The sequence below is a fragment of the Duncaniella freteri genome (assembly GCF_004766125.1).
In the GTDB taxonomy this organism is placed as follows: Bacteria; Bacteroidota; Bacteroidia; order Bacteroidales; family Muribaculaceae; genus Duncaniella; species Duncaniella freteri.
Genome location: NZ_SJSA01000001.1, coordinates 2,184,102 through 2,204,092 on the forward strand (window position 1 = coordinate 2,184,102; position 19,991 = coordinate 2,204,092).

The 19,991-nt window shown below is 48.4% G+C and carries 15 protein-coding genes; 13 read left to right on the forward strand and 2 right to left on the reverse strand.

The window, feature by feature from the left end; genetic code table 11:
• Positions 1–531: 531 nt before the first annotated feature.
• Positions 532–2,187, forward strand: coding sequence for a diphosphate--fructose-6-phosphate 1-phosphotransferase (locus EZ315_RS09460; RefSeq protein WP_135471833.1), 1,656 nt, complete (start codon positions 532–534; stop codon positions 2,185–2,187).
• 122 nt (positions 2,188–2,309) lie between these two features.
• Here EZ315_RS09460 and EZ315_RS09465 read toward each other — a convergent pair whose 3' ends face one another.
• Complete coding sequence (locus EZ315_RS09465) at positions 2,310–4,319, reverse strand: fructose-1,6-bisphosphatase (protein ID WP_135471834.1); 2,010 nt, start codon at positions 4,317–4,319, stop codon at positions 2,310–2,312.
• Positions 4,320–4,498: 179 nt separating this feature from the next.
• Between EZ315_RS09465 and EZ315_RS09470 the strand changes: the two genes are divergently transcribed.
• The 5 genes from EZ315_RS09470 to EZ315_RS09490 all read left to right on the forward strand — a co-directional run bounded on the left by EZ315_RS09470 (position 4,499) and on the right by EZ315_RS09490 (position 10,075).
• Entirely contained in the window at positions 4,499–5,293 is a 795-nt protein-coding gene (locus EZ315_RS09470; protein ID WP_135471835.1) for a gluconate 5-dehydrogenase, read from the forward strand.
• A complete protein-coding gene (locus EZ315_RS09475) occupies positions 5,293–6,714 on the forward strand; it encodes a PTS galactitol transporter subunit IIC (protein ID WP_135471836.1) in 1,422 nt (473 codons plus the stop codon). The genes EZ315_RS09470 and EZ315_RS09475 overlap by 1 nt, the downstream gene beginning before the upstream one ends.
• Before the next feature lie 7 nt (positions 6,715–6,721).
• Positions 6,722–7,642 carry a 5-dehydro-4-deoxy-D-glucuronate isomerase gene (kduI, locus tag EZ315_RS09480; RefSeq protein WP_135471837.1) on the forward strand — a complete coding sequence of 307 codons (921 nt, stop codon included), beginning with the start codon at positions 6,722–6,724 and terminating at the stop codon, positions 7,640–7,642.
• A 14-nt stretch (positions 7,643–7,656) separates the two neighbouring features.
• Positions 7,657–8,991 carry an NAD(P)-dependent oxidoreductase gene (locus EZ315_RS09485; protein ID WP_135471838.1) on the forward strand — a complete coding sequence of 445 codons (1,335 nt, stop codon included), beginning with the start codon at positions 7,657–7,659 and terminating at the stop codon, positions 8,989–8,991.
• Positions 8,992–9,052: 61 nt separating this feature from the next.
• A complete protein-coding gene (locus EZ315_RS09490; protein ID WP_135471839.1) occupies positions 9,053–10,075 on the forward strand; it encodes a sugar kinase in 1,023 nt (340 codons plus the stop codon).
• Between the two features lie 123 nt (positions 10,076–10,198).
• Here the strand turns inward: EZ315_RS09490 and EZ315_RS09495 are convergent, their stop codons facing one another.
• Positions 10,199–10,687 (reverse strand): Spy/CpxP family protein refolding chaperone, encoded by a 489-nt coding sequence (locus EZ315_RS09495; protein WP_135471840.1) that lies wholly within the window; start codon positions 10,685–10,687, stop codon positions 10,199–10,201.
• Between the two features lie 409 nt (positions 10,688–11,096).
• Between EZ315_RS09495 and EZ315_RS09500 the strand changes: the two genes are divergently transcribed.
• The 7 genes from EZ315_RS09500 to EZ315_RS09530 all read left to right on the forward strand — a co-directional run bounded on the left by EZ315_RS09500 (position 11,097) and on the right by EZ315_RS09530 (position 19,979).
• Entirely contained in the window at positions 11,097–12,641 is a 1,545-nt protein-coding gene (locus tag EZ315_RS09500) for a pseudouridine synthase (protein WP_135471841.1), read from the forward strand.
• Positions 12,642–12,656: 15 nt separating this feature from the next.
• Positions 12,657–14,048: an asparagine--tRNA ligase gene (gene asnS / locus EZ315_RS09505; RefSeq protein ID WP_135471842.1), complete on the forward strand. Its 1,392-nt coding sequence runs from the start codon at positions 12,657–12,659 to the stop codon at positions 14,046–14,048.
• Positions 14,049–14,252: 204 nt separating this feature from the next.
• Positions 14,253–15,053 (forward strand): sulfide/dihydroorotate dehydrogenase-like FAD/NAD-binding protein, encoded by an 801-nt coding sequence (locus EZ315_RS09510; RefSeq protein WP_135471843.1) that lies wholly within the window; start codon positions 14,253–14,255, stop codon positions 15,051–15,053.
• Positions 15,050–16,510 carry an NADPH-dependent glutamate synthase gene (gltA, locus tag EZ315_RS09515; RefSeq protein ID WP_135471844.1) on the forward strand — a complete coding sequence of 487 codons (1,461 nt, stop codon included), beginning with the start codon at positions 15,050–15,052 and terminating at the stop codon, positions 16,508–16,510. The genes EZ315_RS09510 and gltA overlap by 4 nt, the downstream gene beginning before the upstream one ends.
• 7 nt (positions 16,511–16,517) lie before the next feature.
• On the forward strand, positions 16,518–17,954 hold the full coding sequence (locus EZ315_RS09520; RefSeq protein ID WP_135471845.1) for a hypothetical protein: 1,437 nt from the start codon (positions 16,518–16,520) through the stop codon (positions 17,952–17,954).
• A gap of 78 nt (positions 17,955–18,032) precedes the next feature.
• Complete coding sequence (gene floA / locus EZ315_RS09525; RefSeq protein WP_135471846.1) at positions 18,033–19,007, forward strand: flotillin-like protein FloA; 975 nt, start codon at positions 18,033–18,035, stop codon at positions 19,005–19,007.
• A 126-nt stretch (positions 19,008–19,133) separates the two neighbouring features.
• Entirely contained in the window at positions 19,134–19,979 is an 846-nt protein-coding gene (locus tag EZ315_RS09530; protein WP_135471847.1) for a histidinol-phosphatase, read from the forward strand.
• Positions 19,980–19,991: the final 12 nt, after the last annotated feature.

Here is a 19,991-nt window from a genome sequence, read left to right on the forward strand (position 1 = left end):
ATTATGCAACTTGGCAAACTGCAATGCACTGACAATCCCTGTGTTGTATTCAGGGAAAGTAACCTTTACGATTGATAACTCCTTTTAGCATTTAGTGTGCAATTTGTTAATAAAATGGCTCGGAATTAGTGGTGGGTTTACAATATTTTGCATAATTTTGCAATTGAGGATGGTGTTTTGTGTCGGTATATCTTAAAATTTATTTTTGCAAACAGAATATCGTTAAAACAACTGTTAAATCAAATTTGAGGTATTATGTGATAATGATTTGATAGTTAATGATATGATAGATTGAGCTTCGATTATTTGTTTTACAATATTTTATATATTTTAACCATATTTGCTGCGAATTTTATTTGGCTGGTTGTACAAGTATACTTGTTGTCATTGTTGCGTGGAGGAGTGTGTGGTTATCATTGTCTGATTATAAGCCCTTTTTATAAATATTGACAATTAAATTTCTTGATAATTGATTTATTTTTGTTACTTTTGCAATCATATTTCCAAAAAACAATATCAATCTCTAAGATAATGAAAAAAAGTGCGTTGCAGATTGCCCGTGCGGCTTATCATCCTCAGCTTCCCATTGTTCTCACTGGAGGTGTAAAAATGAAAGAAGGTGAGCCTACTCAGTCGGCCGGCGATCAGGAAGAAATTAAGAAACTGTTCCCAAACACCTATGGTCTGCCTGAGATAATTTTTGAAAAGACATCAGCAACCGGTTCAGCCAAGCCTGTCAATGTAGGTGTGATACTTTCTGGCGGTCAAGCACCCGGCGGTCACAACGTTATAAGCGGTCTTTTTGACGGAATAAAGCATTTGCATAAGGATAGCAAGCTCTATGGATTCCTTATGGGTCCCGGTGGGCTTGTGGATCACCAGTATAAAGAGCTTACTGCCGATATAATTGACGAGTACCGTAATACAGGCGGGTTTGATATAATCGGATCTGGCCGTACAAAACTTGAGACCAAGGAGCAGTTCGATAAAGGTCTGGAGATACTTAGGGAGCTTGATATCACAGCCCTCGTTATCATCGGAGGTGATGACTCCAACACAAATGCCGCCATTCTTGCAGAGTATTACAAGGCAATCGGTGCAGGTGTTCAGGTGATCGGTGTGCCCAAGACCATCGATGGAGACCTCAAGAACAATGTCATTGAGACATCTTTCGGTTTTGACACTGCAACCAAAGTGTATTCCGAGGTGATTGGAAATATCCAGCGAGACTGTAATTCTTCAAAGAAATACTGGCACTTCATCAAGCTCATGGGACGCTCTGCCTCTCATATCGCTCTTGAGTGTGCACTGCAATGCCAGCCGAACGTATGTATAATCTCCGAGGAGGTAGAAGCCAAGGATATGACTCTTGAGGAGGTTGTCGATTATATCGCTGATGCTGTTGTGGCTCGTTCCGAGCAGGGGCTCAACTATGGTGTGGTCCTCATTCCGGAGGGGCTTATCGAGTTCATTCCTGCTGTGAAGAAACTTATAGCAGAACTTAATGATCTTCTTGCAGCAAAAGCATCCGAGTTTGCTGAAATCGCATCTGAGGATCAGCGTGATTGGGTTATAAGCAATCTTACTCCTGACTGTGCTGCCACTTATCAGTCTCTTCCTGCGGGAGTGGCCCGTCAGCTCACTCTTGACCGCGACCCCCACGGCAACGTTCAGGTTTCGCTCATAGAGACTGAGAAGCTGCTTTCCGAAATGGTTGGCAAGCGTCTTGAGGTCCTTGCTGCCGAAGGCAAGTATGAAGGCAAGTATTCCACTATGCATCACTTCTTCGGATATGAGGGACGTTGTGCCGATCCGTCCAACTTTGATGCCAACTACTGCTATGGGCTCGGCTACACTGCTGCTTGTCTCATAGCTTCTGGCGTGACAGGATATATGTCAAGCCTCCGGAATCTCACATTTGCTCCGGTCAACTGGGTGGCTGGCGGTATCCCCATCACTATGATGATGAACATGGAGCGTCGCAACGGTCACGTCAAGCCTGTTATCCGCAAGGCTCTTGTAGAGCTTGACGGTGCTCCATTCCTTAAGTTTGCCAAGCAGCGCGATGAGTGGAAGGTAGGTACTTGCTATACATATCCCGGTCCTATCCAGTATTTCGGTCCTGCCGAAATTTGCGATCAGCCGTCGTTGACTCTCGTTTATGAGCAGAAGCGTCGCAAGTACTAATAGCTCGTTCTGAATTTACTATTTATATAAAATTCCTAACTCCAGCTTGCAAGCGTCCCTATGTCAGCATTAAGCTCAACATAGGGACGCATTCTATTTTATTTCGGTATGGGGTTGTGTTGTTATCGGTTGCGGAGGGTTACCTCTTTTATGATTCCGTGGCGGAATGCATATAGCAGTTCTGTCAGCTCGTCGATCTGACCTTGGAGCACTTTGCCCTTGTCGGTGTCGCGCACGCATTTGCGTCGGGCTGTCTGTTCTATCATTTTTTTTGAGCGTACAATGTCGGTGCCGTTGCTCACGGCTTCCTCTACAGAACTGAATGGCTCATGTTCCACAAGTTCAAAGTTGCTGCTGTGATAGATGAGGGTGTATCCTGCAATGCCGGTAGTCTTGTGGTAGGCCTTTGCAAAACCTCCGTCAATTACCATCAGCTTCCCTCCGGCACGTATCGGGCTTTCGCCATTCCCTGTTCTCACAGGCACGTGACCGTTGATTATGTGCCGGTCTGAGCCGTCGACGCCGAACTCGTTGAGTATCATGTCGCATATTTCAGGTTTGGAGCGGAGCTTGTAGTACCATCCTTTTTCCTCTTTATGAGCGGCGGCATCCTTTATGAAGTATCGTTCGAAGGTTGTCATCCTGTCCTTGTCGTAGAGAGGGGAGTCGGGGCCGCACCACAGGTACCAATAGTAGTCACGGGCATATTCACGGTCCGCATCCGGGGTGTCGTCGTTGAAAGCGGAGCGCAGCATAAGTCCGATCTCGGTCATCAGCCCTTTGCCTTTGCATTTTTTGCCTTTCACATCCACCTCTTTTAGTGTGCCGTCCTGATTGAGCGGCATAGAGGCATGATAGAGCAGATTGCTGTTGTATATTCCATACATGCATCCGTGCGAGAGGAGTGCTTCAATATGGCGTTTGAGTGTGGTGCTGACAGTGAAGGAATGATGGAGCTTGTGAGTTAGATGCAGCTCTTCGGGTGTCAGTTTGTATGGGTTGGCTGGATCTATGGTAGGGAAGTGGCAGTCATTCATGTCATAGGTGATCCCATCGATGTCTACAGTGCCATTCTTGAAGTCAATCCTGTGTAGGAGCCTGCGGTTGTCAATCCCCCATTCTGGATGGCGTTTTATCATCTCCCCCTCTAACTTGAATTGTATCACAGCAATTGCCTTGTGCATCTTTGCCATGATTTTCAGGGTCTTTATGGTGTGGGTGTTGCCTTCGTCGGCAGAGCGTGGCTCGAATTCCTTGCAAGGGTCGTCAGCGTAGGTCTCCATAGCGAATGTGGCAAGCGGCATAAGGTTGATGCCGTAACCGTCCTCCAGAGTGGCGAGGTTGCCGTACCGGAGCGAGACGCGGAGCACATTGGCTATGCATGCGTCATTTCCTGCGGCAGCCCCCATCCACACCACATCGTGGTTGCCCCACTGGATATCCCAGTTGCCGTAATGGCAAAGGGAATCCATGATGATATGTGCGCCCGGACCGCGGTCGTAGATGTCGCCGAGTATGTGCAGCTGGTCGATACTGAGTTTCTGTATCACATTGCATATGGAGATGATGAACGGCTCGGCCTGTCCTGTGGATATTATGGTTTCGATGATGCGGTTGAAGTAAGCCTGCTTGTCATACTCGCCTCCGGATTCATGAAGAAGTTCTTCGATTATATATGAATATTCCTTTGGAAGGGCTTTCCTGACCTTTGAACGAGTGTACTTCGATGATACGCTCCGGCATACAGTCACTAATTTGTGGAGTGTGATGTTGTAGAAATCCTCAAGATCCTCCTGTGCCGCTTTGATGGACTGGAGTTTCTCCTCAGGGTAATAGATGAGAGCGCATAGCTGGCGTATCTCGCTGTCGAGCATTGATGTTCCGTACAGGTCAGTGACTTTACGCTTGATGTTGCCTGACGCATTTTTAAGTATGTGCAGGAATGCTTCATGTTCACCATGCAGATCGGCGACGAAATGCTCTGTGCCTTTCGGAAGGTTAAGGATCGCTTCAAGATTTATTATCTCGGTGCTTGCTGCACTGATATTCGGGAATGTGTGCGACAGCAGTTCGAGGATTCGGCGATCGTTTTCTACTTTTTCATGTGTGACATTCTGGGTGTGAAGTGTCATGGCTGTAAAACTTAAGGTGTTTTGGTTTCGCAAATGTACAAAGAAAACTCATTCCTGTTTAGCTTTTAAGAAAAAATGTTTAAATTTACTTGGGTTATGGTGGAGTTTAGTGTAAAATTGAGTAACTTTGTCACCTGTTACCTGTCTACCTTAAAATAATACTTTAAATTATACTGAAAATGATAAATTTCTCACTTGAGGGCAAAGTAGCCCTCGTGACAGGCGCAGCCTATGGCATCGGCCTTGCTATCGCTCAGGCATTTGCTGAAGCAGGAGCAAAAATCGTGTTTAACTGTTCACGTCAGGAGACTGTCGACCGTGGCATGAAGGCTTATAAGGAACTCGGCATAGATGCCAAAGGGTATCTGTGTGATGTGACTGACGAAGAGGCTGTAAAGGCAATGGTAGCTGATATAGAAGCTACGGTGGGCACTATAGATATTCTTGTCAACAATGCCGGAATCATAAAGCGCATTCCTATGACCGATATGAGTGTGGAGGATTTCCGTAGAGTGGTGGATGTTGACCTTGTGGCTCCTTACATATGCTCGAAGGCTGTAATCCCTGGCATGATCAAGAAAGGTCACGGAAAGATCATCAATATCTGTTCAATGATGAGCGAGCTCGGTCGTGAGACTGTAAGCGCGTATGCTGCCGCCAAGGGCGGCCTCAAGATGCTGACCCGCAACATATGTTCGGAGTTCGGAGAGCACAATATACAGTGTAATGGCATCGGTCCCGGTTATATCGCCACTGACCAGACTGCACCTCTGCGAGAGATACAGCCTGACGGAAGCCGTCATCCGTTCGACCAGTTCATCATCTCCAAGACCCCGGCTGCGCGTTGGGGCACACCTGAGGATCTGATGGGGCCGGCTGTGTTCCTTGCATCCGATGCGTCCAATTTCGTAAACGGTCATGTCCTGTACGTCGACGGAGGTATCCTCGCTTATATAGGAAAACAGCCTAAATAATGGAGCAGGTATTCAGTTATATTATAGGTCTTGGTGCGGCAGTGATGATGCCTATCATCTTCACTGTGCTCGGACTGTGCATAGGCATTAAGTTCGGTGACGCACTCAGGTCCGGACTTAAGGTCGGTGTCGGATTTATCGGACTGTCGATCGTCACCGCTCTTCTCACATCGGCTCTCGGTCCGGCCCTTGACACAGTGGTCAATATCTTTGACCTTCAGCTCAAGGTGTTTGATATGGGATGGCCTGCTGCTGCGTCGGTGGCTTACAACACTGCTGTCGGAGCATTCATCATCCCTGTGTGTCTCGGAGTGAATATTCTTATGCTACTGACCAAGACTACGCGTACGGTCAATATTGACCTTTGGAATTACTGGCACTTCGCATTCATAGGTGCGGTGATCTACTTTGCCAGCGAATCCCTTGCATGGGGTTTCTTTGGCGCGATCATCTGCTATATCATCACGCTTATAATAGCGGATATGACTGCAAAGAAGTTTCAGAGTTTCTATAAGGATATGGATGGCATATCCATTCCACAGCCATTCTGCGCAGGCTTCGTTCCCTTTGCATGGGCAATCAACAAGGGGCTTGATGCGATTCCTGGAATGAACAAGGTGGAGATTGATGCCGAAGGGCTGAAGAAAAAGTTCGGTCTGCTTGGCGAGCCCCTTTTCCTTGGCGTGGTAGTGGGCATAGTGATAGGTTGTCTCACCTGCGAGACATTGAACGAGATTGTGGATAAGATACCATATATACTTGGGCTTGGAATCAAGATGGGTGCTGTGATGGAGCTCATACCTCGTGTCACTGTGCTGTTCATTGAAGGTCTACGGCCTATCAGTGAGGCTACTCGCAACCTCATAGCCCGCAAGTTCAAGGGGGCTGACGGCCTTAGCATCGGAATGACTCCTGCACTCGTGATCGGTCATCCTACCACACTTGTGGTGTCGATCCTTCTTATTCCTGTGACCCTTGTGCTTGCTGTGGCACTTCCTGGCAATCAGTTCCTGCCGCTTGCATCACTTGCAGGTATGTTTTACGTGTTCCCCCTTGTGCTGCCGTTCACTAAGGGAAGTGTGGTGAAAACTTTCATAGTGGGTCTGGTAGTGATTACCGTCGGTCTGTATATGGTCACCAATCTTGCCCCTGCTTTCACTCTTGCTGCAAAGGATGTGTTTGCCGCCACAGGTGATGCCGCAGTTGCTATTCCTGCCAATTTTGACGGAGGAAGCCTTGATTTCGCTTCCAGTCCGCTCGCATGGGTGATATATCAGTGTTCGATCAATCTCAAATGGATTGGAGCCGGTGTGCTTGTGGTAATCACATGTGCACTTATGATATTGAACCGTATTCTTATCATTCGCAATCAGAACAATATGATTGCCAAGAATTCCGATACAATCGAAACAACAGAATAAACAAATCATGAAGAAATTATTTCTTACATTATCACTCGCATTAGCCTCTATCTCAGCTATGGCTCAGACTGAATATACCATACTTCGTGCATGCCATCCCGATGATGTCAAGCATTACGACACCGATCAGCTCCGTTCACGCTTTATGATGCCAAAAGTAATGGAGCAGGATAAGATCAATCTTACCTACTCTCTATATGACCGTATCGTGTATGGCGGAGTGGTTCCGGTCACCAAAGTGATGGAACTTGAAACCATTGATCCGCTCAAGGCCGATTATTTCCTGGAGCGTCGTGAGCTTGGTGTAATAAATATAGGTGGTGACGGTATTGTCAATGTCGACGGAAAGGATTATGAGCTCCATTTTAAGGATGCCCTTTACGTGGGAAGAGGAAATAAGAAAGTGACTTTCCGTAGCAAGGATGCAGCCAATCCTGCTAAATTCTACATCAATTCGACCCCGGCCCACAAGGCATACAAGACACAGCTCATAACTATTGACGGACGCAAAGGCTCTCTCAAGGCAAACAGTTTTGCCGCCGGCAAGATGGAGGAGAGCAACGACCGTGTGATCAATCAGTTGATAGTAAACAATGTGCTTGAGGAGGGTCCGTGCCAGCTCCAGATGGGACTCACCGAGCTCAAGCCCGGCAGTGTGTGGAACACCATGCCTGCTCACACTCACGACCGTCGAGTAGAGGCTTACTTCTATTTTAATGTTCCTGAAGGAAATGCCGTGTGCCATTTCATGGGCGAACCTCAGGAGAACCGTATCGTATGGCTTCACAATGAGCAGGCTATAATTTCTCCGGAATGGTCAATCCATGCTGCCGCAGGCACATCCAATTATATGTTCATCTGGGGCATGGGTGGAGAAAACCTCAATTATGGCGACATGGATAAGGTGACCTACCTTGAAATGAAGTAAGAGCCTGCGTATCCATGAATGAATTTAAGGAAGTATCCGAAAATTACACTCTTCCGGAGGCTGTGCGTGAGGCGCAGAGATGCCTGCATTGCAAGGTGCCCCTATGTAAGAAAGGGTGCCCTATAAGCAATGATATCCCTGAATGGATTGCCGAGCTTGCCAAGGGCAACTTCGGGAATGCCATGTCGATAATAAATGCACGCAGCAATCTCCCGGCTGTGTGTGGCCGTGTGTGCGGTCACGAACGTCAGTGCGAGGGGAGTTGTGTGCTCAATAAGACTGGCAGGCATATCAATATCGGAAAACTTGAACGCTTTGTCGCTGACTTTGACTGCGAGGCCGATCTGACTCATGAAGCGATTCCTGAAAAGAAGCGCGGCTCGGTGGCGGTGATCGGTAGCGGGCCTGCCGGGCTCACTATCGCCGGCGACTTAGCACGGAAAGGGTTCAGAGTCGAGATCTTCGAGATGGAATCGGAGCCGGGTGGCGTGTTGATGTTCGGTATTCCGGAGTATCGTCTGCCTAAGGAGGTTGTGCGTCGTGAGATCAAGAAGATTGAGAATCTCGGTGTCACATTTCATCTTCTTACCACCATCGGACGAGACTTCACGATCGACGACCTGTTTGCCCGCGGCTTTGACGCGATCTTTATGGGCACCGGCACAGGGAAGCCAAAAAAGCTTCCGATTCATGGAATAGAGCATCCCGGAGTGCGCCAGGCCATATGGTTCCTCCGTCGTGTGAGCCTGTATCAGTCTGGATTGATGGACCGTAAAGAGGTCATTGTGGGCAATGGCGACAAGGTTGCAGTCATCGGCTGTGGTAACACTGCCATAGACGCAGCTCGTACGGCTTTACGCATGGGATCCGGTGAAGTGACGGTGATATATCATCGTACCATCAATGAGATGAGTGCATTGCGAGCCGAATATGACGATGCGGTGGCTGAGGGTGTCAGGTTCATGTGGAAATCATCGGTCGTGGAGATCGAGGGTGGAAATGATGACCGTCTGCGCAGCATAACTGTTGAGACTGATGGCGTGCGCTCACGCATGGAGGTGGATCGTGTGATACTTGCTGTAGGAAGTGCTCCTGCATCACGCATCGTATCCACGACTGATGGCATTGATGTTGACCATAAGGGGTATGTGCTTACCAGAGAGACTCCTTATGGCATGACAACGCGTCGTGGTGTCTTTGCCGGAGGGGATGTCACCAATCGCCCTGCCACTGTTGTTCACGCAATGCAGGATGCCAAGAAAGTCGCGGAGGAGATTGTCAAATATGTGGACGCGAAGAGGCTGATGGAAAGCCTCGATGCCGATGACGCAAGGCGTGCGGATGCATAGGGAGGATTCCCGAGAATATTTTAAAATCAATTCTATAACCTATTATATTTGTATTTAAACCATGAGTAAAGTTGTTACTTTAGGCGAAATTATGCTTCGCCTTTCTCCCAAAGGGAACTACCGATTCGTCCAGGTGGATAATTTTGACGTGATCTGGGGCGGCGGTGAGGCTAATGTGGCTGTGAGCTGTGCCAATTATGGTCATGAAGCATATTTCGTGTCAAAGCTTCCTAAGCATGAGATTGGTCAGGCTGCGCTGAACGCTCTTCGCCGTTACGGTGTGCACACCGACCATATAGCACGCGGCGGTGATCGTGTAGGCATATACTATTGTGAGACCGGCGCATCCATGCGTCCGTCAAAGGTTATATATGACCGTGCTCATTCAGCTATCTCAGAGGCTGATCCTGAGGATTTCGACTTTGATGCTATCATGGAAGGTGCTGACTGGTTCCATTGGAGCGGTATCACACCTGCTATCTCTGACAAGGCTGCTGAGATCACACGTCTTGCATGTGAGGCTGCAAAGCGTCACGGCGTTACTGTGTCGGTGGACCTTAATTTCCGTAAGAAACTTTGGACTAAGGAGAAGGCTCAGTCCATCATGCGTCCGCTTATGAAGTATGTAGATGTGTGCATAGGTAATGAAGAGGATGCTGAGCTGTGTCTCGGCTTCAAGCCTGATGCAGATGTCGAAGGTGGCGAGACCAATGCCGAAGGTTACAAAGGAATCTTCAAGGCTATGGCTAAGGAATTTGATTTCAAGTATGTGATCTCTACTCTCAGAGAGTCATTCTCCGCTACTCACAACGGCTGGAAGGCTATGATCTACAATGGCGAGGAATTCTATGAGTCAAAGCGGTATGACATAAATCCTATTATTGACCGTGTGGGTGGAGGCGATTCATTCTCCGGAGGTGTGATCCATGGTCTGCTCACTATGCCTAATCAGGGCGATGCCCTTGAATTTGCCGTTGCAGCGTCAGCTCTTAAGCACACTGTTCCGGGCGACTTCAATCTGGTATCTACCGAGGAGGTTAATTCTCTCGCCGGCGGCAATGCCAACGGCCGTGTTCAGCGTTAATATCTGTTGATATACCCGAAATAATTAAAGCGGACATTTCGCCAATCGCGCGAAATGTCCGCTTTACTATTTATCAATAAATAAAAGACTTGATTTGGATAGATTTATGCTCTGGTAATGATGTTAGTTGGCATTGGGGGTTGCAGCTGGACGCTGTCCGCCTTGGCGGTTGCCGCGCATCCCTTTCTTGCCATCTTTTTTATTGCGCATATCCTTGCGGTTATTGGACCCTACCCCGGCACGGTTGTTGAGGTATGAGTTCTCAAGAAACTGGACATACTGTTCAGCTGTGAGGATACCTTTGATCTTTGCGAGATAATCTTTACGGTTCTTCTGTGCTTGTTCGCGCATAGCCTTTCTATCCGCTTTCTTGTCGCTCATCTCTTTCTTGATGTCAGCTTTTCGGCTTTCGCGAAGGGCCTTGAGATCGTTCTGCTGCTTATCGGTAAGGTTGAGTCCTTCAAACGGATTATACTGTTTGCCACGCGGACATGCGGGACAGCCCTGCTCCTTGGCTGCCGGGGTGGTGTTTGATGATGGTGTCTGTGCGATAGCGGTTGTGCCCATCATTCCTGCGAGTACCAGCGCGATGCTGAAGATCTTCTTTTTCATTTGTTCGTTCGTTTTGTTGTTTGTTTCTTAGAAAGCGCGGATCGGAGAGACGTGTCCGCGCATTTGGTTATTGTTCGTTTGTTGTGTCATTTTGCCGTTAGGCGGTCAGTTTATTATAAAGACGTTGATGAAATGGAATAGTTTAAATATCCATTTGCTGATTTAACATTCTTTATGAAATTCAAACTTCTGTTTTTTGAGATTATTTGAATGCATAATGCTTGTTATTTTATATGATAATTGTTAACTTTGCGCCAAACATTCACACATTGTTAAGTCAACTAAAAGACATATATAATCGTTTCCATTAATAAACTAAGAAACATTTTCATCTAATTATTCTATTACAATTGACCAGTCGCGAGACCGGTAACTCTAATCACTTCACATCCAATTCTAAAAAGCTATCATGGACAGCAACGAAAAAAAAGGCAAAAGACCCCGCATTGGTTCACGCCCTTATCCTGTAGATTCTCATGACAACGGTCGGGAGAACACTTCCGGTGAATTTACATCCGGCTCGGAGAACAATTCAGAGGGACAGCATGAACATCAGAATTCCTACAATAATAATTCCTATGGAGAACGTCCGCAACGCCCATATCAGCCAAGACCTTACAATAATCGTCAAGGAGGATATCAGAATAATCGTTACGGCAATCAGGGAGGATATCAGAACAACCGTTATGGCAATCAGGGAGGCTACAATCGCCAAGGCGGTTATCAGCCACGTCCTCATGTGCCGCAGACCGATGGAGCACCTGTAGAGGGAGCCGAAGGTGAAAGCAGCCGTGATGAGAATTCCGGTTCTATGAATGGCGGTTATCAGCCACGTAACAATTATAATCGTCAGCAGGGCGGTTATCAGCCACGTCAGCAGGGCGGCTATCAGCCACGTCAGCAGGGTGGTTATCAGCCACGTCAGCAGGGCGGCTACCAGCCGCGTCAGCAGGGCGGCTATCAGCCACGTCAGCAGGGCGGTTATCAGCCACGTCAGCAGGGCGGTTATCAGCCACGTCAGCAGGGCGGCTATCAGCCACGTCAGCAGGGTGGTTATCAGCCGCGTCAGCAGGGCGGTTACCAGCCACGTCAGCAGGGCGGTTATCAGAACAACCGTCAAGGTGGTTATCAGAACAAAGGTCCTCGTCAGAATCAGTATGGCATGCCTCAAGGCGGTCGCAGTTTCACTCCGCGTCCCAAGCGTATCGAGTACGAGACCCCGCTGCCTGATCCAAACGAACAGGTGCGCCTGAACAAATATATGGCAAATGCCGGTCTGTGCTCACGCCGTGAAGCAGACGAATTTATTCTTCAGGGGCTTATAAAGGTTAATGGAGAGGTCGTTACCGAACTCGGCACTAAGATCAGCCATAGCGATGTGGTAGAGTACGATGAGAAGGTGGTCACTCTTGAGAAGAAGTGCTACATACTTCTCAACAAGCCTAAGGACTGTGTAACCACAAGCGATGATCCAAATGGCAGACTCACAGTCATGGATCTTGTAAAGGGTGCATGTAACGAGCGTATATATCCTGTAGGGCGTCTTGACCGCAACACGACCGGTGTGCTTCTTCTCACTAATGACGGAGATCTCGCATCCAAACTGACACATCCGAAATTTGTCAAGAAGAAGATCTATCACGTATGGACCGACCACGATATCACCGAGGATGACATGCAGCGCATCGCTGACGGTATAGAGCTTGAGGATGGACCCATACATGCCGATGCCATTTCGTATGCTACCGATACCGACCGCAACCAGGCTGGCATAGAGATCCATTCAGGTCGCAACCGTATTGTGCGCCGTATCTTCGAAAGCCTCGGATATCATGTCACAAAACTTGACCGTGTGTATTTCGCCGGACTCACCAAGAAGAATCTTCCGCGCGGTCGCTGGCGTTATCTTACCCAGGAGGAGGTCAACTACCTCAAGATGGGATCATTTGAATAAAACTTACCAATCATTATGAAAAAAACTACCGTAAAGGACCTTCTTTCGACTCCGGAGCTTATGGGCACTGAAGTCGAGGCCAAAGGATGGGTTCGCACCCGTCGAGGCAACAAGCATGTGCAGTTTGTGCAACTCAATGACGGCTCTTCGGTCAATAATATCCAGGTGGTCCTTGATATGGCGCGTTTTACCGAGGACCAGCTTAAGCCTGTCACTACAGGCTCAAGTGTCCGTGTCACCGGTAAGCTCGTAGAATCTATGGGCAAAGGCCAGACCTCCGAGATACAGGCTGACAGCATAGAGCTGTACGGTACTGCCGATCCGGCATCGTATCCTTTGCAGAAGAAGGGGCATACCCTTGAGTTTCTGCGTGAGATTGCGCATCTGCGTCCCCGCACCAACTTCTTTGGTTCGGTCCTTCGCATCCGCAGCTCTCTCGCCTTTGCTATCCATAAGTTCTTCAATGAGCGTGGGTTCTATTATTTCCACACTCCGCTTATCACAGCCAGCGATTGCGAGGGTGCCGGCGCAATGTTCCAGGTGACTACTCTCGACCTCAACAACCTGCCAAAGAATGAGGACGGAAGCGTCGATTACAGTAAGGACTTTTATGCCAAGCCTACCGCTCTGACTGTGTCAGGGCAGCTTGAAGGTGAGTTGGGTGCGACCGCTCTCGGTCAGATCTACACGTTCGGGCCCACATTCCGTGCGGAAAATTCCAACACGCCTCGACACCTCTCGGAATTCTGGATGATAGAGCCTGAGATGGCTTTCTATGACATATCCGACAACATGGACCTTGCCGAGGAGTTTGTGAAATATTGTATCAACTACGCTCTTGAGCATAATATTGACGACATACGTTTCTTGTCGGAGCGTTTCGACAAAGGGCTTGAGGAGCGTCTGCGCTTTGTGGTTGACAATGATTTTGTCCGTCTCACTTACACAGAGGGTGTCAGGATTCTTGAGGAATCAGCCCACAAGTTTGAGTTCCCGGTCTACTGGGGGGCCGACTTGCAGAGTGAGCATGAGCGATATCTCGTGGAAGAGCATTTCAAGAAGCCTGTGATCCTGACTGACTATCCAAAGGAGATAAAGGCTTTCTATATGAAGCAGAACGAGGATGGCAAGACAGTTCGTGCCATGGACGTGCTCTTCCCGAACATAGGTGAAATCATCGGAGGTTCGGAGCGAGAGGAGAGCTACGACAAGTTGCTCGCACGTATCAAGGAGCTTGATATCCCCATGAAGGATATGTGGTGGTATCTTGATACACGTCGCTTTGGCACTGTGCCTCATTCAGGTTTCGGTCTGGGATTCGAACGCCTTGTGTTGTTCGTTACAGGTATGACCAATATCCGCGATGTGATACCGTTCCCTCGTACTCCTGGCAAGGCTGAATTCTAAAGGTTTTGATCATTGCAGATGTTATGAAGTCACAGATGTCATGTGGCATAATCATGACGTAATGCTCAGGCTTTCAATATTATTAGGGAGAATCGAACAGTTTCGTTCGGTTCTCTCGCTTTTTTTATCCTCTTTTTGAGGATATTCTATTAAGAAATTGTATCTTTGTGAATCTAATTACCGATCATATCACTTCACATAAGTATGAATAAGATTGTATCCAAGGAGCATTTCTCCGAACATGTGGTCAAACTCGTGGTCGAGGCTCCTATGATAGCGCATTCACGTCGCCCTGGGCATTTTGTGATTGTGCGCGCAGGTGAAGGCGGCGAACGTATTCCCCTCACTATTGCCGATGCCGATACAGAGCGCGGCACTATCACCCTGATTATTCAGGAAGTCGGTGTCTCCACAAAGAAGATCTGCGCCCTTGAGCCTGGTGATTCACTCACCGATGTGGTAGGGCCTTTGGGTCAGGCTACTCATATTGAAAAGGTCGGCACAGTAGTATGCTGTGGCGGCGGTGTGGGGGTGGCACCCCTTCTGCCGATCATCAAGGCAATGAAGGAGGCTGGCAACCGTGTAGTCTCCATACTTGCAGCACGTAATTCGGAGCTTATAATTCTTGAGGAAGAGGTGGCTAAGTACAGCGATGAAGTGATTGTGATGACCGATGACGGTTCTGCCGGACGCAAAGGTCTTGTCACTGCCGGTGTCGAGTCAGTCATAGAGCGTGAGAAGGTTGATCTTGTTGTTGCGATAGGACCTGCTGTGATGATGAAATTTGTCGCGCTCACCACTAAGAAATATGATGTACCCACCATGTGTTCTCTCAACACTATTATGGTTGACGGCACAGGGATGTGTGGTGCATGCAGGGTCACAGTGGATGGCAAAACCAAGTTTGTGTGCATTGACGGACCTGAGTTCGATGCCCATAAAGTGGACTTCGACGAGATGATGATGCGATTGAAGAGTTATTCATTTGAGACACAGAAAAAATGAACCAAGATAATAATCGCGATGCGGCATGGCGTATTGCCCTTCGCAATGCCAAGACAGCCAAGGAGCGTACTGCAACTCCTCGTGTGGTGATGCCTCAGTTGGAACCCGGCTACCGTGTCACTTGTAATGAAGAGGTCAATCAAGGTCTTTCAGCCGAGCAGGCTCTCATAGAGGCTTCCCGATGCCTTGACTGTCCTGATCCTCAGTGTATGCAGGGATGTCCGGTGGCTGTGGATATCCCCGGATTCATTAAGAATGTGGAGCGCGGAGAGTTTCTTGAGGCTGCCGCTGTGCTTAAGAACACAAGTGCTCTTCCAGCAGTGTGCGGACGAGTGTGTCCGCAGGAGAAGCAGTGCGAGTCGCGTTGCATATATAATAAGATGAAAAAGCCGGCAGTCGCCATCGGTTATCTGGAACGTTTTGCAGCTGATTATGAGCGTGTGGAGCACTCCAGGCATCCTGTAGAGGTAGTGCGTCCTGAGAGCAACGGTATCAGGGTGGCAGTTGTCGGATCAGGACCTGCCGGACTCTCCTTTGCTGGGGATATGGTGAAACGCGGTTATGACGTCACTGTCTATGAGGCTCTCCATGAAATAGGCGGAGTGCTCAAGTATGGTATTCCCGAGTTCCGTCTTCCTAACAGTGTTGTCGAGGCTGAGATTGATGGTCTTCGCGCATTGGGTGTGAATTTTGTCAAGGATTGTGTAGTGGGAAAGACTCTATCTTACGATGATCTTCACACACTTGGATATAAAGGGATATTTGTTGCATCCGGAGCAGGACTTCCGCGTTTTATGGGAATCCCGGGAGAGAATTACATCGGAGTGATGTCAAGCAACGAGTATCTTACTCGCATCAATCTTATGGGTGCCGGACGCCCTGGAGAGGATACACCTGTGCTAAAGGGGCGTCGTGTGGCAGTGATCGGAGGCGGAAACACCGCTATGGACTCTGTGCGTACCGCTCGTCGTCAGGGTGCTGAAGTGGCAATGATTGTGTATCGTCGCGGTGAAGCCGAGATGCCAGCCAGAGTCGAAGAGGTGGCACATGCAAAGGAGGAAGGTATCATGTTTATGAATCTTTGCAATCCTGTCGAGTACCTGTCTGACGAGAATGGTCGTGTGCGAGCCATGAAAATTCAGCGTATGGAGCTTGGCGAGCCTGACGAGTCAGGACGTCGTTCGCCGCAACCGATTCCAGGTGCGGTCGAGGAGATTCCGGTTGACCTTGTGATAGTCAGCGTAGGTGTCTCCCCCAATCCGTTGATTCCTAATGCAATCAGTCAGCTTGAGGTGTCGCGTCGCGGTACTATTGTGGTTGACGATGCCACTATGCGTTCGTCGCTGAGCGATCTTTATGCCGGAGGCGATATTGTTCGCGGTGGTGCTACTGTGATTCTCGCGATGGGCGACGGTCGCCATGCGGCCCAGTCGATGCACGAGGCTCTTTCCAAGTAACCTGTATATGAAGGAAACTTTTCGCAAAATATTTATCTCTGTACTGCTGTCGGCTCCTGTAGCTTTCTCCCCATTGGTGATGGCTCAGGACCCGGTGGCTGATGCTGTGGAGGCTGCAAAGGGTGCACCTCGCAATCAAGGTCTCAACCGTGCTGCCGGTGATGCGCTAAAGGAGGCGGGACGATATGCCGAGGCTATCCAGTTCTATATGAAGGGTGGAAATCTTGGCAATCTTGGTGCTGCCGAGGCTGCGTATTACATGTACGATTTTGAGGGTGCCCGCAACTATCTTGACAAATATATACAAAAACGCACTCCGTCGGAGGCTGAAAAGGACGTCAACTATACCTACGGTCTGAAATCTGAGCCTATCGATTGGGCGGACTATCTGTCTACTCGTATTGATCTCGGACGGTCTATGCTTGACCGTGTTGAGAAGATACAGGTGATAGATAGTGTTAACGTTCCAGCCGAGGAGTTTTTTGACTTCATAAAGATAGCGCGCAATGCAGGATCTCTTCAGGGTGTTCCGGTTGTGGAGCGGGTGATCAATAATGAGGTGCTTGATCTGCTGAAGCTGTCAGATATAATGTCGCCTGCCTATGTTACCGAATCAGGCGACGATATGATATGGGTAGGTGTCGATGCTAATGGTGGCTCTACTATGTATGAGTCATCACGATTGGCTGACGACAGTTGGGACATACCCCGCAGAATGTTTGACTACGCTACAGTATTTGGAACAGAAGAGGGTACGAGTGTGGCTTATCCGTTCCTGATGGCAGATGGGGTCTCGCTCTATTTTGCAGCGGATGGTGAAGAGTCGCTCGGCGGTCTTGACATATTTATTTCACGTCGCGATGAAGATGGTTTCCTACAGCCTTCAAATATAGGAATGCCTTATAATTCCCCATACAATGACTATATGTATGCCGTTGACGAGCAGAATGGAGTAGGGTGGTGGGCGACAGATAGAAACAGGATTCCAGGTATGGTAACTGTCTATACTTTCATCCCACAGGATTTACGCATCAATTACGAGGTCGGTTCCGAAGGACTTGCCGATTTTGCAAGAATTAAGTCCATTGCATCGACATGGGCGGAAGGAGCCGATTATTCAGCTCTCAAACGCCGTATAGAGAATGCGGCAGAGGCTCGCCGTCAAAGTGTCGCATACGATTTTGATTTTGCACTGCCCGATGGGCGTGTGCTTCATCGCCTGAGTGATTTCCGTTCAGCAATGGCTCGTTCGGCTATGCAGGAATATCTCAAGGAGAAGAAGGCTTTGGAAAAGGCAAAGGACTATCTTGAGGAGTTGCGCCGTAAATATGCCAGTGGCGACAAGTCGATTGCCAATGAGATATTGCAGCGGGAGGAGTATATTGAGTCAAAAGCGGCTGATATGCGTATGCTATCCAACCAAGTGGTTAATTCTGAAATATAGTGCGAAGCAGTCTTTGCCCTTTAATGATAAAAGTCCGTAACTTTAATAACTTTAATAACTTTATATAAACTAATAAGAATGGTTGTAACGACAATAGTTCTCATCTCAGTGGCTCTGTTGATAGCATTGAGTGTTTTCTTTTACTATGTGCCGTTTTTCCTTTGGATATCGGCGCGGGTAAGCGGTGTGCACATCTCTCTTATGCAGCTTTTCCTCATGCGTATACGTAAGGTGCCTGCATCAGTGATAGTACGAGCGTTGATTGAAGCCCATAAGGCAGGTCTTAATGACGTCAACCGTGACGATCTTGAGGCTCATTATCTTGCCGGGGGCAATGTGGAGAAGGTGGTTCACGCTCTTGTGTCAGCATCTAAAGCTAATATCGATCTTGGTTTCAAGATGGCTACTGCAATCGACCTTGCCGGACGCGATGTGTTCCAGGCTGTGCAGATGTCGGTTAATCCTAAGGTGATCGAGACTCCCCATGTCACAGCTGTGGCTAAGGACGGCATTCAGCTTATAGCGATAGCCCGAGTGACTGTACGTGCCAATATACGCCAGCTCGTTGGTGGAGCCGGTGAGGATACGGTCCTGGCTCGTGTCGGCGAGGGTATTGTTTCGTCAATCGGTTCATCAGAAAGCCATAAACAGGTGCTTGAGAATCCTGACAATATATCCAAGCTTGTGCTTCGTAAAGGTCTTGACTCAGGCACAGCATTTGAGATACTGTCAATCGATATCGCCGATATTGACATAGGCAAGAATATCGGTGCTGCCTTGCAGATCGATCAGGCACAGGCTGACAAGAATATCGCCCAGGCTAAAGCCGAGGAGCGTCGCGCCATGGCGATAGCTCTTGAACAGGAGATGCGTGCAAAGGCACAGGAGGCTCGTGCAAAGGTGATAGAGGCTGAGGCTGAGCTCCCTCGTGCTATGGCTCAGGCTTTCATCAATGGCAATCTCGGTATAATGGATTACTATAAGATGAAGAATATAGAGTCGGATACTAACATGCGTCAGAACATAGCTAATCCTCCGGCTCCGGCGAAATAAAAGAACATGTCAACGAAACTGTGGTACATGTGAAATGTAAATGTGCCATAGGATTAATCTTTAGGGTCGCGGCGAGCCGCGACCCTAAAGATTAATCCTCACTCCAATAAGACAACTCAGGTATATATGATTGATTTACATGAAATTATTGCTTCGACACGTGATTATAATTTTCATTCCCACACTCAATTTTGCGATGGGCGAGAGACTATGGCTGCAATGGTGCAGCAGGCTATCTCTTGTGGGATGAAACATTATGGATTCTCTCCGCATTCACCGATACCGCTACCGTCGCCGTGCAATATGTCGGCTCTGAGCGTTGACGAATATGTTGCTGAGTTCAATCGGCTAAAAGAGCTCTATGACGGACGTATCAATCTGTATCTGTCAATGGAGATTGATTTCCTCGGAGATAAATGGGGTGCTTCTGATCCTTATTTTGACACTGTGCCACTCGACTACCGTTTGAGTTCGGTTCATTTCATCAGTTCTCCTGACGGCACAGAGGTGGATGTCGATGGGCGGCCGGGGCAGTTCAAAGGAAAGATGGAGACTTATTTCGACAATGATATCCGCTATGTTGTCGACAGTTTCTATGAGCGTACATTGCAGATGATTGAAAAAGGAGGATTCCATATGCTCGGTCATTTTGACAAGATCGGGTTTAATGCATCCTCGTTCTCTCCCGGCATAGAAGATGAGCCTTGGTATCGTCGCCACATAGATGATGTCATTGACGCTGTCAGGGACACCGATATCATTGTGGAGATCAATACCAAGGCTTATCCGGCTCCAGTAGGAGCATCGGCAGAAGAGGTCGCCGGTTATGTGTCCAGACTGTTTCCTTCCCCCAACGTGATAAGGAGACTTGTGTCAGCCGGAATACCGTTGGCTGTCAACAGTGATGCCCATTACTCTTCACGTATCACGGCGGGACGAGAGGAGGCGCTCGCTATAATCGATGGAAAGTAGATATGTCCTGTC

Coding starts and splice junctions, on each gene's coding strand:
- asnS (WP_135471842.1), top strand. CDS start 12,657: ATGAAAAAAACTACCGTAAAGGACCTTCTTTCGACTCCGGAGCTTATG.
- EZ315_RS09465 (WP_135471834.1), bottom strand. CDS start 4,319: ATGACACTTCACACCCAGAATGTCACACATGAAAAAGTAGAAAACGAT.
- EZ315_RS09485 (WP_135471838.1), top strand. CDS start 7,657: ATGAATGAATTTAAGGAAGTATCCGAAAATTACACTCTTCCGGAGGCT.
- EZ315_RS09500 (WP_135471841.1), top strand. CDS start 11,097: ATGGACAGCAACGAAAAAAAAGGCAAAAGACCCCGCATTGGTTCACGC.
- kduI (WP_135471837.1), top strand. CDS start 6,722: ATGAAGAAATTATTTCTTACATTATCACTCGCATTAGCCTCTATCTCA.
- gltA (WP_135471844.1), top strand. CDS start 15,050: ATGAACCAAGATAATAATCGCGATGCGGCATGGCGTATTGCCCTTCGC.
- EZ315_RS09470 (WP_135471835.1), top strand. CDS start 4,499: ATGATAAATTTCTCACTTGAGGGCAAAGTAGCCCTCGTGACAGGCGCA.
- EZ315_RS09490 (WP_135471839.1), top strand. CDS start 9,053: ATGAGTAAAGTTGTTACTTTAGGCGAAATTATGCTTCGCCTTTCTCCC.
- floA (WP_135471846.1), top strand. CDS start 18,033: ATGGTTGTAACGACAATAGTTCTCATCTCAGTGGCTCTGTTGATAGCA.
- EZ315_RS09510 (WP_135471843.1), top strand. CDS start 14,253: ATGAATAAGATTGTATCCAAGGAGCATTTCTCCGAACATGTGGTCAAA.
- EZ315_RS09520 (WP_135471845.1), top strand. CDS start 16,518: ATGAAGGAAACTTTTCGCAAAATATTTATCTCTGTACTGCTGTCGGCT.
- EZ315_RS09495 (WP_135471840.1), bottom strand. CDS start 10,687: ATGAAAAAGAAGATCTTCAGCATCGCGCTGGTACTCGCAGGAATGATG.
- EZ315_RS09475 (WP_135471836.1), top strand. CDS start 5,293: ATGGAGCAGGTATTCAGTTATATTATAGGTCTTGGTGCGGCAGTGATG.
- EZ315_RS09530 (WP_135471847.1), top strand. CDS start 19,134: ATGATTGATTTACATGAAATTATTGCTTCGACACGTGATTATAATTTT.
- EZ315_RS09460 (WP_135471833.1), top strand. CDS start 532: ATGAAAAAAAGTGCGTTGCAGATTGCCCGTGCGGCTTATCATCCTCAG.